This is a genomic window from Pokkaliibacter sp. MBI-7, assembly GCF_029846635.1.
Lineage (GTDB): Bacteria > Pseudomonadota > Gammaproteobacteria > Pseudomonadales > Balneatricaceae > Pokkaliibacter.
The window spans coordinates 871,192-884,774 of sequence record NZ_JARVTG010000001.1 but is presented as its reverse complement, the minus strand read 5'-3'; the positions used below and the strand labels follow the sequence as shown (position 1 = coordinate 884,774).

The following is a 13,583-nucleotide window of genomic DNA, read 5'->3' as shown; positions in this document are numbered from 1 at the left end:
ACCGCGAGTCTAACCTGCAATGACGCTGGCGTCAGTCATGCAGCGATACGGGAGGTCATGGATGATGCAGACTTCGGCCTGTGCCGAAGCCTGTCCACCCCACAAACAGCTGGTACCAGATAATCAGTGATGCTCAGGGACAGGGCTGCACTTCAGACCCTGCAGATCTTTGATCATCTCGCTGAATGCATGGTTGCCATATTGGTAGGGATCGTTGTCCAGTCGGCGATAGAGTGCCCGTTGCTGTTTGATCAGATCAATCTGACGCTCAATAGCGATATCAAACTCTTCCTTCGGATTAATTTGCCACAGGGCCTTTTCGATAAAGCGCATGGCTTCCACCATGGCCTGTCCCCCGTTGTGGCCTTCATGCCAGGAGTGTGGATCTTCCTTGCGGTGCTGCGCTTCATCGCGCAGACGGTGGAAGATGGAGTCGCGTACGCTGTTCAACCATTCGAATTCTTTTGTGTTCATGATCGTCGGCTTCTTGCACTGTATTTGAGCAGGATGGATGCCCCACACACCGATATACGTCCTCAGTTCGGCTTTAATGGGGTGGAAAGTAACGCTGAACTGCCTGTAAGCGCTACTAAAGTCTAATATGCAAGTGGCGCACCAGTTTTCAAAGAGCTATGAACAAAAGGTTACGAACAGGGATAAAAGTGGGGAATTGGCTTCGGCATGTAAATAACGCAAATCGTGCTAACCCCATAGGCTGAAACGGGTTTTAGGGCCATACTGAGCCTCGTCGTTGAATCCCTTTCCCCTCTCTTCCCATAGCTGATGCAGGTGCCCGTGATGACTCTGATGGATGCCGTATTGTTCTTTCCTGTTGCGATTTTGATTGCACTGACCCCCGGGCCGAACAATTTTTGTGCTCTGAATAACGGCATTCGGCAGGGAGTCGTCACTGCTGTGACGGCGACGACGGGGCGAGCGGTTGCCTATACGATCTTCCTTACCGTATCTGCTATTGGTCTGGGAGCCATGCTGCTGGCATCGGAAACTGCGTTTACGCTGCTGAAATGGGCAGGGGCGGCTTATCTGTTCTATCTCGGCATCAAGACCTGGCGTAGCACGGAGTTCAGCGGGCTGGCCGAGGAGGGGAACGAGACCGCGCGTAAACGCAGTGTGTGGCGGCTGATGCTGCAGGAGTTTCTGGTGGGGATCAGCAACCCTAAAGCCATCCTGCTATTTGCGGCGATCTTTCCGCAGTTTATTGATGCCGCGAAGCCCGCGACGGAGCAATTCGTCTGGCTGGGAGCAACGTATCTGCTGGCCGAGTATTCGGCATCTCTGGTCTATGCCCTGTTCGGTCGCCAGATCAGTCGCTTCGTCAAAACCTCCCGTGGCGTGGCCCGCCTCAACAAGACCACAGGGGGATTTTTTATCGGTGCAGGCGGCATGCTGATGACCGCACATGCCTGATCTGCCCGGTTGTTGGCACAAGGCGCCTATTATGGGCGCCTTTTCTTTTCTGGCTCCCCAATACCAGCCTGCAGCAGCACAATGCAGCCCATTACAACTCTTGGCGATAGGTTTCAGCGCCTTGGGCCAGCGTAAGTGCTGACGCACAATGCCAGCCATTCAAAAGAGAACATAGAAGGAAGGCTATGGCTAAGGAGTCCGGGGTGGTAATGCCCCTGCACGGTAGCGGCTGGGTAAAGAACGCGGTGTTTGCGGCAGTATTGCTGCTGGGGTTTGTCGGCTGGACTCTGCTGGTGCTGCACGAAGCGGGGACGGCCAGAGCCAATGCCTGGGTGGCAGAGCAGTTTGCCGCCATGCACTCTCCACTGGCGGATCACCTGTTTATCGTTATCACCACGCTGGGGGACCCGCTGTGCATCGGTATTCTGCTGGGGTTACTGGGATTGCTGTTACTCAGGGAGCGCCGCTGGCCAACCCTGTTCTGGGCGGGAGCGCTGGCGATAGGGACGACGCTGCTTACGATTCAGATCAAGAGTGCACTGGCTGTCAGTCGCCCCTCCGGTGAGTGGCTGCCGGACTCCTATTCCTACCCCAGCGGGCATATGAGTGGCGCCGTCATCATGGCAATACTGCTGGCGACGGCCTTGTCTGCTCATGGTTCCCTGTGGATGCGCCGGACTGTGCGGCTGGCATTCGCGCTCTACGCTGTGATGGTGGGCGCCAGCCGACTGTATTTTGCTGTGCACTGGTTCAGCGACATTGTGGGGGCAATGTTACTGGTCACGGGGTTATGGCAGTCTGCACTGGGTCTCATGCGCTGGCTGGAGGCGCGTCAGGGCCGGGCGCTGCTGATCTGGCCCGCCGGGATGGGGCGCACTTTGCCCTGGGGAATGGTGCTTCTGGCCGGGGTTTACCTGCTCTGGCGCCTGCCGGTCAACATGCATAACTATCTGGGCGGTTGACCCTGATTTGCCAGACAGGCCCGTGTTCGTCTACCTTGCGGCGATAGATCAAACATGTCCGCCAAGAAGGAACACGCCATGGCAGAGTTGACGATCCGGCCCATGCTGGCTGAAGAAGTACAGTGGATGATTGATCAGGCCGCTGCGGAGGGCTGGAATCCCGGCCTGCATGATGCGGAGCCGTTCTATCAGGCTGACCCTCAGGGCTTTCTGCTGGCGGAGCTGGAAGGTGAGAAGGTTGGTTGCATCTCGGCCGTCGCCTATCCCGGACAGTTTGGATTTATTGGCTGTTATATCGTGGTTCCTGCCTGTCGTGGCCGGGGTTATGGCTGGCGCCTGTGGCAGGCCGGGATGAACCACTTGCGCAACTGTAATGTCGGGCTGGATGGGGTCGTCGCTCAGCAGGACAACTACAAACGTTCAGGATTTCGTCTGGTCTATCGCAATATCCGTTTTCATGGGCAGCGTGACGCCGCATTGCCGGTGCTGAGCGGCCACCCTGAACTGACGGTGCTGACTGCAACTGAAGTGGACCGGCAGGCCCTGTTTGACTATGACCGGCGCTATTTCCCGGCGGAGCGCAGCGAGTTTCTGGCCAGCTGGATAGGTCAGCCTGACAGTGTCGCGCTGGTCAGCCTGACTGATGATGCGATCAGCGGTCTTGCCGTTATTCGCCCCTGTCTGTCTGGCTACAAAGTGGGTCCGCTGTTTGCTGACTCCCAGCTGATCGCAGAAAGGCTGTTGCAACAGCTGTTGATGTCGTTACCAGAAGGCGCCGAGTTCTATCTTGATGTGCCTGAGTGTCACCCGCAGGCGGTCGCGCTGGCGCAGCGGATGGCCATGCAGAGCGTCTTCGAGACCGCCAGAATGTATACCGGAGAGGCTCCGGCTATACGCATGGAGGGGGTCTTTGGGGTGACGACTTTTGAGCTGGGCTAGGAGCGTGCATACGCTCACATAGCTGGAGTAGCAGGCAGAGTACTCTCTGCCTGCCTTTGATGTTTGTGCCTAATGGCGTTACTGATCGCCTGCGCCAACGTAGCGGATATCGACAATCTCATAGCACTTACGGTGCTCTTCATGCCCCACCCACACCTGATCGCCGAAGGTCTTTTTCAGTAGCTGTCGTGCCATCGGTGCATCAATGGAGATGTAGCCTTTGCTGGTATCGGTTTCATCGGGGCCGACCAGCCGGTAAGTAAAGGCGTTGCCCTGTTCATCTTCTACTTCCACCCAGGCACCGAAGAACACCCGGTCCTGATCGTCGGGTAGCTGGCGCACTACGGTCAGCTCATCCAGACGCTTCTGTAAATAGCGCACCCGCCGGTCAATCTCGCGAAGTTGCTTCTTCCCGTAGATGTACTCTGCGTTCTCCGAGCGGTCACCCAGTGCGGCGGCTTCAGAAACGGCCTGAGTCACCTCTGGTCGCTTGACGCGCCACAGATAGTGCAGTTCATCACGCAGGGCGCGGTCGCCTTCAGGCGTGATATAGGGGCTGCTTTTCTGCCGGGGAGGACGATATCGGGACATAGTGCTTAAGCCGTTGGGAAGGTCGTGAACAGTACCTGGAGCGTCTGCACAACCTGCTGCGTGTCGGCCACCGGCGTTGAAAAGATCTTCGGAAGGCTGATTTACAAACCGTAAACTCCGCTTCCTCATTGCTTTTCGCCTTGACTGGCCTTAGCGCGCGAGATCGTGAACAGGTTCCAAGGGAAGATAGACGTCAAGTTTTGCCCTGACAGGCCGATCATCTTAGCGTCTGTCACAAAGGGCGCAAGTCAGGTGAGTCTCCCCATCGTCAACCCAACGGCACTACGGCACGTCGAAGCCGCAGATCGCCAGCTCGGTACCTCGTTACAGCAGGGGAACGGGGCGCATTTTGCCTGGTTGATGTCGATGTGGGATTCGCGCTTCCAGCAGCTTGATCAGCCTGAGCAACAGGAAAGTACGCCACCCACAGAAATTGATGGCTATACCCCGGAGCTGGTGATGGATATGGCCTCCATGCTGCAGAATCGTCAGTCCGGCGCACTGGCGTTGACCCTGTCATGGCTGAATACCCGCCCGCAACCGGCCAGCAATGCTTCGGCAGAGGTCGATATGTCGCTGGTGGGGCTCAGCTCACAGAACCCGCTGCTGTCTGAGATTCAGCAATCACGGCAGACCTTCTCCGCAACGGCCTGAGGGCTTCACCGCCAGCCGATTCAGGCAATCAGTAAAACAGTTTGCTGATCAGCACCGGTACTGCCGTTTCCACCCGCAGAATACGCGGCCCAAGATGCGCCGGGCTGAAGCCTGCTTCCATCAGCTTATCCACCTCATAGGGCACAAAGCCGCCTTCAGGGCCGACCGCCAGAGTGACCGGGCGCTCGTCCGCTACCGGGCAGGCCTGTTCGGTATAGGGGTGAGCAACAATACACTGGTTGCCTGCACACAGAGCAGGCAGTTCATCTTCCACAAAGGGTTTGAAGCGCTTGCGCAGCAGGACTTCCGGTAGTTGTGTAGCACGGGCCTGTTCCAGCCCCAGTACCAGCTGCTCATGGATAGCCTGCTCCTGCAGAAAGGGTGTCTGCCAGAAGCTTTTCTCCACCCGCACGGCATTGACCAGCACGATACGGCTGACGCCCAGCGTGCAGGCATGCTGCAGGGTTCGGCGCAGCATCTTGGGACGAGGCAGCGCGAGAATCAGGGTCAGTGGCAGGGCGGGTGGCGCATCGCTGGTCAGGCTGACCTCCATGTGCAGCTGGGTGTCATCGAGCTGGGTAATCAGCCCTTTTCCTATCTGACCGTTGAGCAGACCGACAGTGAGCTGTTGCCCGGCTTCGGCCTGATGCACGGCGAGTACATGCTGCTGGCGTCTTCCCCGTAAGCAGACGTGGGTAGCGGAAATAAAGTCACTGGGCTCGAGCAGTATCAGATTCATGACAGAGGAAGGTCGCCGTGCTGAAAGGGGCGGTTATTGTCGCAGAGCGGCTGCATGGTGGAAACCGGAAGCGTCAGGGGCTGTTACGACCAGCGCATGACGGCGAGCTGTCATTTTTGACAGGTAGTGGTCCGCGTCTACACTTGCCCGAGGGAGCCTGGAATACAACTACCACTGTTCGCACAGGTCTGAACCTGGCGGGAGGGAACATGATAGCGATCAGACGGTTCACTATCGGCGGACGGTTGCTGGCAGGCTTTCTGTGCATCGTGCTGTTGCTGGTGCTGCTTGGCTCCATGTCATTGCTGCAGATGGAGAAGATGAACGGCAAGACGCTGGAGCTGCAGGCCGTCTGGCTGCCGTCCATTGTGCGTACCGTCGATGTTGAAACCAGTCTGCTGCAACTGCAGGCCAGCACGGCCAATCTGCTGCTGGCGGACACTGATGCAGAGAAACAGCATGAGCGACAGAAAGTCGACAGTACCCTGCAGCAATCCCATCACAGTCTGGAATTACTCAACGCCGCTCTGGCCAGCAGCGGCGAGCGTCAGGCGTATGACACCCTTCAGCAGACGTTGAGCCGTTACTGGCAGCAGGAACAACAGGTGCTGGAGCTGCAGCAGCAGGGCAGGATTGCCCAGGCCAGCGACACCCTCAATGCCATGGAGACACTGGATGACACCCTGTCACAGCAGCTGTCGACTCTGGTACAGGTCAGTGAGGATGAGGCCCGCAATGCGGTGGATGAGTCTGAGGGCCGCTTTCGCTTTGCGCTGCACTTCAGTACGGGGCTGGCACTGTTCAGCGTACTGCTCTGCATTCTCATCGGTATGGTGCTGACTCGCAGCATTACGCGGCCGGTCGGCAATGCGCTGACAATGGCCACGGCGGTGGCGGCGGGTGATCTGACGTCCACCATCAGGGTGGAGGGGCGTGATGAGCTGACGCAGATGAACTCTGCGCTGGCGACGATGCAGCAGGCGCTGCGCGACATCATTGACCGGATTCTGGATTCCAGTACTCAGCTGGCTTCTGCCTCGGAAGAGCTGAGTGTGGTAACCGATGATGCCGCCAGAAATATGCAGAAGCAGGACGACGAGCTGCAGCAGGCCGTAACGGCAATCAATCAGATGACCACGGCCATCGAGGATGTGGCCGACAATGCCAGTGCGGCCTCGACTATCACCGATACCACCATGTCCAAGGTGGAGAGCGGGCGTCAGCAGATAGCGGCAAGCGTCAGTGCCATGCAGGCGCTGAGTGGTGATATCAGTCGCACCAGCGATGAGGTGCAGCACTTGTCACAGCAGGCTGCCGCCATCAGTCAGGCGCTGGATGTGATCCGTGCCGTCGCGGAGCAGACCAATCTGCTGGCGTTGAATGCGGCTATTGAAGCCGCGCGTGCAGGTGAGCAGGGGCGTGGCTTTGCGGTGGTGGCTGATGAGGTACGGGCATTGGCACAGCGTACACAGGGCTCTACCCGCGAGATTGAAGAGGTCGTCAGTGCCATCTTGCAAGGCACGCAAAAGGTGGTAGGCGCCGTGGCCAACAGCAACACCCGTGCTCAGCAAACCACCTCGGCAGTGCAGGCGGCTGATCAGGTGTTTGAGCATATCAATGGCAGTATGCAGGAGGTGTTGCAGCGTATTCTGCAGATTGCCAGCGCCACGGAGCAGCAGGCACAGGTGGCGCGGATGGTGGATACCAGTTTGCAGGGAATCAGAGATGTGTCGATTCAGACCGCTGCGGGTGCCAACCAGACCAGTGTGGCCAGCCATCAACTCTCCAGTCTGGCCGTACAGATGACCGAGCAGATAGCGCATTTCCGCCTGTAGTGTGGGCTATCCGCCATGCCTGATGTGCTTTACAGCAACATGGTTTTGGCCAGACGGTCGGCCACCCGGTTAGTGGCCATCTGCTGCTCCCGTGCGGTGGCGAAGATTTTTGCCAGTGTCGTGGGGATGCGTTCGATGTGTGCCCTCACCCTGGTACTGCTGTAAAACTCCTCATGCTGATAGTACACATCAATCAAACCGCCAGCGTTGAGGACATAATCCGGCACATAGAGTATGCCGCGCTGACGCAGCAGATCGCCATGCTCGGGGCGCAGTAGCTGATTGTTAGCCGCACCCGCCACCACTGCGGCATGTAACTCAGGCAGGGTATGGTCATTGATACTGGCGCCAAGGGCACAGGGGGCGAAGACATCGACGGCGGTGCTGTGAATCTGTTCCGGTGTGCTGACATGAGCGCTGAAACGCTCTTGCGCCTGTCTGACCCGCTCGGCCAGAGGGTCGGCCACCCATAACTGCGCCCCTGCTTCATGCAGCAGAGCACACAGGCGCATACCCACATGGCCCAGACCCTGTACTGCAATCTGCATCCCCTGCAAGGAGGTATCGCCAAAGCGATCCTGCACGGCGGCCTGCAGCCCGAGAAAAACGCCGTAAGCGGTGTTTGGTGACGGATCTCCGGTGCCGCGCTGCGGATCTGGCAAGCCCGTCACGTGATGGGTTTGTCGCGAGATGATGCGCATGTCCGCTGCACTCGTACCGGCGTCTTCGGCCACGATATAGTGCCCACCCAGATGCTCCACCGCCCGGCCAAACGCTTCCAGTAAGGCAGGCGTCTTGTCGGTATTCGGATCGCCGATGATCACCGATTTGCCTCCACCCAGAGGAAGCCCGGCCAGCGCCGCCTTATAACTCATGCTTTCCGACAGGCGCAGGACATCGGTCAAGGCTTCGTCGTCGGTGCGGTAGGCATGCATGCGGCAGCCGCCCAGCGCCGGTCCCAGACGTGAGCTGTGAATGGCTATAATCGCTTTCAGCCCGGTTGCCGTATCCTGAATAAAGCTGACCTGTTCATGCCGGGTAAAACTGGGGTGAGAAAAGATCATCATGGTCTCTGCTCCCTGTCTGTTGTGCTGAGTCACCTGTTTACAGAACAGGCTTGCTGATGCTGCTGATCTGGCTATAAAGTCCCTGCGGTTGCTGCGCGCCGAGTTCAATGCTCTGACTGCTGGCGGCGTTATTAGGCGGGAGCTTGTCCTGAACGTTGGTGTTCGGCTGGTGTCTGCACTCTGAAGCAAAACTCGTCATGGCAGGGAGAAGAACGCATGAACGCACATATGAGCAGGGTAGGGGATGCTGCAGAGGTCGGTGTGTCATGAGTGTCTGGAAGCTGATACGCCTGACGGTGCTGCTGGGGGCGCTGTTTCTGGCGCTGCAGTCTACGGTCTGGAAGTCATGGCAGTTAAGCCACTGGCAACGCCCTGTGTGGGTCAATGTGCATCTGCTTAACGGTGATGGCGAGGCCAGCACCCAGCACTATATGGAGAGTCTGACCAACACCGATTTTGCTGATATTGAAACCTTTCTCAATGAGCAGGCGGCTGACTACGGCCTGCCTCTGGATCAACCCATTCATCTGGCGCTGGATAGCCAGGTGCAGGTGTTACCTCCGCCGCAACCGGAACCCGGCGCCAGTGCACTGGCAATCATGTGGTGGAGCCTCGAGCTGCGCTGGTGGCACTGGTGGCGGGTGGAGAACCGTGAGCACAGTGATGTGGATCTGTTTCTGGTGCTTTATGGACCAGAAAACCTGCAGCGTCCGCAGCATGCTTTTGGCATTGAGAAGTTATGGATGGGCGTGGTGTATGGTTATGCCAGCAAGACGCTAGGGGAGGTCAACAATGTCATTCTGGCCCATGAATTACTGCATAACTTTGGCGCCACTGACAAATATGACCCACAGACGCTGTACCCGGCGTATCCGGGTGGTTTTGCCCATCCTGAACAGCAACCACTGTTGCCACAGCGGCAGGCTGAGCTGATGGCCGGGCGTATTCCGCTGACGCCGCAGCAGGCAGAAATACCCGATGACCTGTCGCAGGTCGTGATTGGTAAAACCACCGCAGAGGAGATTGGCTGGCTGGCGCCCTGAGCGCCAGCTGTGTAAACCCGGCTCGTTCGGAACGCGAGCCTGATCTGAGAACAGGGCTCAGTCTGGCAGGGTCAGCGCCTGCCAGCCCTCCGCCCCCAGCCACTGGCGTTCCAGTTCTGCTGCAATGACCGGGCGGCCCAGCAGAAAACCCTGCAGCTCATCCACATGAAACGCCTGCAGGACTTTGAACTGCTCCACGGTCTCCACCCCTTCCACATTGAGTATCAGCCCCAGACTGCGAACCAGACTAACCACCGCCGAGACAATGGCGCGCTGGCGCGGGTCGCTGACGATACCGGCAATAAAGGCGCGGTCCAGTTTGACCTTGGTGACCGGCATGTCCTGCAAATAACCTAGCGACGAGTACCCCGTTCCGAAGTCATCAAGCGCGATGCTGATACCCAGCTCACGTAATTGCTTCAGCACCATGACGGCCGTCTGGTGGTTGGTCAGGGCGGCCGTTTCGGTCAGTTCCAGACCCAGATAGGCCGGTGCGATGGCGAATTCGTCAATCAGACCCTGAATGCGTGACAGCAGGTCCAGCTGAGAGAACTGCTGGGCCGACAGGTTGACACTGAGGGGCAGGGGACGGTCGCGATCCTGCCACTGGCGTAACTGCTGGCAGGCATGGCGCAGTACCCAGTCATCCAGCTCCGATGAAAGGCCACAGCTTTCCGCCAGCGGGATGAACTGTGCCGGTGAGATCAGCCCGCGATCCGGGTGTTGCCAGCGCAGCAACACTTCGGCCCCCAGCAGGCGGCCGTTGGTACAGTTGATCAGCGGCTGGAACACCAGAAAGAACTGCTCCTCAGAGCGCAGCGCATCGTACAGGTCACGCTCCAGCTGACGGGTCTCCTGCAGACGGGCATCCAGGTCGGGGGAGTAGAAACTGTAGCAGTTACGTCCGTTATCCTTGGACTGGTAGAGCGCCAGATCGGCCTGACGCAGCAGACGCTGTAGCGCCTGATCCGCCGTTTGCAGCGGGTCTGTGGGCTGGTAATGGACCACGCCGATGCTGGCACTGATACGAAAGTGCTGATTGCTGAGCTGCATGGGCTGGGCGATGACATCCAGCAGCTGCTGGCAGAAGGTCTCTATGGTCTGATCATTCTGGCGGACCAGCAGCGCAAACTCATCGCCGCCGATACGGGCCACATCGAAATGCTGGGCAGGCAGTGAGCGGATGCGATCAGCAACGATCTGCAGCAGCTGATCGCCCAGACCATGGCCCTGGGTATCATTGATGTCCTTGAAGTTATCCAGATCCAGCATCAGCAGATAGAAGCCGGAACACAGCCCCTTGCTGACTTCGCCAAGGCAGCGGCTGATCTGTTGTGCCAGAGCAATACGATTGGGTAACTGGGTCAGGGAATCATGGTGGGCCAGATGGTTGATACGCTGCTGGGCCTGCTTGCTCTGGGTAATATCGATGGTGGAGCCTTCGATATGCAGTGCCTTGCCATTGGCATCACGCACCAGTCGCAGATTCTGCAGTATCCACATGGTGCTGCCGTCGCGACGGTATACCTCCATCTCATTACGTATCACGTCCTTGTTGCTCAGCATCTGTCGCAGCAGCTGTTTGCGCTGCTGCGGTTTGACGTACAGCTGATTGCTCAGGTCGGTGTAGTAGCGAATGCAGGCCGCAGGTGAATTGAAGCCGAACATGGTGGCCAGCGCCGGATTGACGCTGAGGAAGTAGCCCTTGATGGAGCTGCGGAACAGGCCCGCCACGGCGTTTTCATACAGGCCACGGTATTGTTCTTCGGCATAGCGCAGGGCTTGTTCGGCCCGCTTCTGCTGGGTGATGTCGGATACCGTGCCGATAATGAATACCGTCTTGCCGTTGATACCCCGCACCGAGCGGGCATTTTGTCTTAGCCAGATAATTTTGCCGGTCGCGGTACGCATCTGGCATTCAAAGGCTTCGGCGATGCCATGTTCATCGAGCAGGGAGACAAACTGGTGACGATGCTCTGGATGGACATAGAGATCGCTGCTGACGTCCTGAATAGCTCGCTGCATCCCCTCCAGATTGTCGTAGCCAAACAGCTGCAACAGTGCCTGATTGGCGAACAGGATTTTGCCGGAACGATGGGTCTGATAGATGCCATCCACCGAGTATTCCAGGATTTGCTGATACAGCTCCTGCTCATCCACCGGCATGCCCAGACAATACAGGGTCTGGCCATCTGCGCGCGGCATGACCAGCCAGCGTAGCAGCAGGTTCTGGTAATGCACCTCTGTACTGAAAATGGCCAGCGGGATGTCTTTCCAGTTCTGCTGAATCACTTCGGGCAACAGCTGCTGATAATCGCAGTGCATGGTTTCGGCCAGTTGCAGCAGCGCCTGATTGGGCTGGTTCTGCTCATGTTTGAGGTCAAGACTGATACAGGGCAGCTGGCCGGGGCGAGGCTGATTCAGTGTGATCAGCAGCAGAATGGCGTCATCACCCATATGCAGGCGATCTGCCGTGGCGAGCAGCTGGCTGTCGCTGTCGGCAAGAGGAACGGTTTGCAGCAAGGGGGCGCTGGCGGGCTGTTCAATTACCTGGGCAAGTTGCCGATACAGCGCAGTGGACTCGAATTGTGCCGGGGTGAGGCCGGTCATACGACTGATGGCTTCGTCCCAATACAACACACGTCTGGTTGAGTCAGTAACTATCAGCACGATGTTTGCTCTACTTGTTCTGAATACATATTGCAGTCTGGGCCGGATAACGGTTCACGATGTGATGAGCGGCACGGTTTGTGTTTCCAGTCTGCTTTGCTGCACTCGCGATGTCACAGGGCTGAACTAGACTAGTACAGCGTTGAGTGTGCATCAGCACAGGCGAAGCAAAGCGATAGAGAACAGGGTCTTGCAGCTCTGGCGCGTGAACAGGTTGTCAGCCGGGCTGGGTGCTGAACATAAGCCACTTCCATTCACTTGTAGTGATTAAGCTATGTATAAAACCGGGGTTTGTCTAATTTTGCTGGTGTCCCTGGCGGCCAGAGCGGATGACGTTGTCACCATCGAAGAGCTGCAGGAGATGCCTTCGCTGGCCAGTAACGCCGGTACTCCCGCTGCGGCTTATGCCGACACCAACCACAATGCGTTATGGGATGGTGTGGAGCGGCGTATTCGGCTGGAGTGGTATGGCCCTGAGCGCACGCGGCTGCGTGAGTTCATGATTGATGTGGCCAAGCTGTATCAGGCCGTGGCGGTGGCGAAGAAGCCGGATAACGAGCGGCTCGGGTATCTGGAGCAGATCAATCAGCTGAGTGCCTGCATGCTGAAAGACCCCAGTGTGACCCGTGACTGGCTGCTGGATAAAGTAGCCACGGTGCGGGGCTGGGTCATGACCGAGTCGGCGTTTCTGGAGGAGTACGTGCGGATCAAGAACAGTCGCGGGCCAGTCGGGGTACGGCAGGGGGATTGCGACAGCATGATCCAGTATTTCTACAGCAGTTTTAACCCCTATCCCAAGCCGCCGGTGGTCAAGCTGAATCCTGCCAATGAGTCAGGCAAAACCGAGGAGCAAAAACGGCTGGAGCGCCAGCATCGTTACTCTTCGCCGGATGATCTTTCCAGTTTCTGAGCAGGCAGTGTCGCGGGATGCGACGCAGAGTGTGAACAGCTTTTAAGAAGGATCATCCTGAGGTAGTGCAGCCAGCAGGATATCCCGTGCCGTATTCACGCGCACGGCCAGCCAGTCTGATCCACCCTTGTCAGGATGCAGGCGACTGATCAGGCGCCGATGTGCGGCCACTATGTCGGCCCTGTCTGCATGGGCGGGTAAGCCAAGTACGGCCAGCGCCTCGTCTTTGCTCATCGGTTGATGGGCGGCCGGGGGCGGCGCCTCCTGCCAGGGGCCGAGCTGGCTTAGTGTCCACCACTGCTTGAGCAGGGCCAGACTGAACGGGTCCTGCTGGCAATACAGCCTGAGCTGCTGCAGTTCGGTGGGTGTCAGGCTGTTGAGGGTACGCTGTTGTAGCGGACCGCGCAGAACCAGCCCATCGAGGCCCTTGTCATCATGCTGCAGCCGAATGATACGCTGCTGCTTTTTGACATACGTCCATAACCCCAGAGCCCGCATCAGCCAGGGCCAGGCTTTACCAAGCCAGGGCAGCACGGCTCCAATCAGCGCCGAGAACCACGGCAGGCGCCCGATGATACCGGCGCCGATCAGTACCAGCCCCAGCAGGCAGAGCAGCAGTATCTTGCGATCCATGCGACGCAGGGTGGCAAAGTGACTCCATAGCCACCATAGCAGCACGCCAGCCAGCAGCAGATAGAGAATGATCATGGTCGGGACGGCTCCTCAAGGTAAATGCAGACGTTGC

13 protein-coding genes are annotated in these 13,583 nt (G+C 58.0%); 7 read left to right on the top strand and 6 right to left on the bottom strand.

Annotated elements, in window-relative coordinates:
• Positions 1–123: 123 nt before the first annotated feature.
• Positions 124–474, bottom strand: coding sequence for a hypothetical protein (locus QCD60_RS03950; protein WP_279782601.1), 351 nt, complete (start codon positions 472–474; stop codon positions 124–126).
• Positions 475–798: 324 nt separating this feature from the next.
• Between QCD60_RS03950 and QCD60_RS03945 the strand changes: the two genes are divergently transcribed.
• The 3 genes from QCD60_RS03945 (at position 799) to QCD60_RS03935 (ending at position 3,329) form a co-directional block, all read left to right on the top strand.
• A complete protein-coding gene (locus tag QCD60_RS03945) occupies positions 799–1,428 on the top strand; it encodes a LysE family translocator (protein WP_279782599.1) in 630 nt (209 codons plus the stop codon).
• 185 nt (positions 1,429–1,613) lie between these two features.
• Complete coding sequence (locus tag QCD60_RS03940; protein ID WP_279782597.1) at positions 1,614–2,390, top strand: phosphatase PAP2 family protein; 777 nt, start codon at positions 1,614–1,616, stop codon at positions 2,388–2,390.
• A gap of 78 nt (positions 2,391–2,468) precedes the next feature.
• Positions 2,469–3,329, top strand: coding sequence for a GNAT family N-acetyltransferase (locus tag QCD60_RS03935; protein WP_279782595.1), 861 nt, complete (start codon positions 2,469–2,471; stop codon positions 3,327–3,329).
• Positions 3,330–3,407: 78 nt separating this feature from the next.
• Here QCD60_RS03935 and greB read toward each other — a convergent pair whose 3' ends face one another.
• A complete protein-coding gene (gene greB / locus QCD60_RS03930) occupies positions 3,408–3,920 on the bottom strand; it encodes a transcription elongation factor GreB (RefSeq protein ID WP_104152858.1) in 513 nt (170 codons plus the stop codon).
• 252 nt (positions 3,921–4,172) lie between these two features.
• Here greB and QCD60_RS03925 point away from each other — a divergent pair, with 252 nt between their 5' ends.
• Complete coding sequence (locus tag QCD60_RS03925; protein ID WP_279782591.1) at positions 4,173–4,574, top strand: hypothetical protein; 402 nt, start codon at positions 4,173–4,175, stop codon at positions 4,572–4,574.
• 28 nt (positions 4,575–4,602) lie between these two features.
• Here QCD60_RS03925 and QCD60_RS03920 read toward each other — a convergent pair whose 3' ends face one another.
• On the bottom strand, positions 4,603–5,313 hold the full coding sequence (locus tag QCD60_RS03920) for a 16S rRNA (uracil(1498)-N(3))-methyltransferase (protein ID WP_279782589.1): 711 nt from the start codon (positions 5,311–5,313) through the stop codon (positions 4,603–4,605).
• Between the two features lie 209 nt (positions 5,314–5,522).
• On the opposite strand from QCD60_RS03920, the gene QCD60_RS03915 reads away from it, so the two are divergent.
• Positions 5,523–7,148, top strand: a complete 1,626-nt coding sequence (locus QCD60_RS03915; protein WP_279782587.1) for a methyl-accepting chemotaxis protein — start codon at positions 5,523–5,525, stop codon at positions 7,146–7,148.
• Positions 7,149–7,177: 29 nt separating this feature from the next.
• Here the strand turns inward: QCD60_RS03915 and QCD60_RS03910 are convergent, their stop codons facing one another.
• Positions 7,178–8,215, bottom strand: coding sequence for a Glu/Leu/Phe/Val dehydrogenase dimerization domain-containing protein (locus QCD60_RS03910; protein ID WP_279782585.1), 1,038 nt, complete (start codon positions 8,213–8,215; stop codon positions 7,178–7,180).
• 266 nt (positions 8,216–8,481) lie between these two features.
• On the opposite strand from QCD60_RS03910, the gene QCD60_RS03905 reads away from it, so the two are divergent.
• On the top strand, positions 8,482–9,258 hold the full coding sequence (locus QCD60_RS03905; RefSeq protein ID WP_279782582.1) for a hypothetical protein: 777 nt from the start codon (positions 8,482–8,484) through the stop codon (positions 9,256–9,258).
• 57 nt (positions 9,259–9,315) lie between these two features.
• On the opposite strand, the gene QCD60_RS03900 is transcribed toward QCD60_RS03905, so the two are convergent.
• Entirely contained in the window at positions 9,316–11,928 is a 2,613-nt protein-coding gene (locus tag QCD60_RS03900) for a bifunctional diguanylate cyclase/phosphodiesterase (RefSeq protein WP_279782580.1), read from the bottom strand.
• A 301-nt stretch (positions 11,929–12,229) separates the two neighbouring features.
• Here QCD60_RS03900 and QCD60_RS03895 point away from each other — a divergent pair, with 301 nt between their 5' ends.
• Positions 12,230–12,838 (top strand): hypothetical protein, encoded by a 609-nt coding sequence (locus QCD60_RS03895; RefSeq protein ID WP_279782578.1) that lies wholly within the window; start codon positions 12,230–12,232, stop codon positions 12,836–12,838.
• A 42-nt stretch (positions 12,839–12,880) separates the two neighbouring features.
• On the opposite strand, the gene QCD60_RS03890 is transcribed toward QCD60_RS03895, so the two are convergent.
• Positions 12,881–13,546 carry a hypothetical protein gene (locus QCD60_RS03890; protein ID WP_279782576.1) on the bottom strand — a complete coding sequence of 222 codons (666 nt, stop codon included), beginning with the start codon at positions 13,544–13,546 and terminating at the stop codon, positions 12,881–12,883.
• Positions 13,547–13,583: the final 37 nt, after the last annotated feature.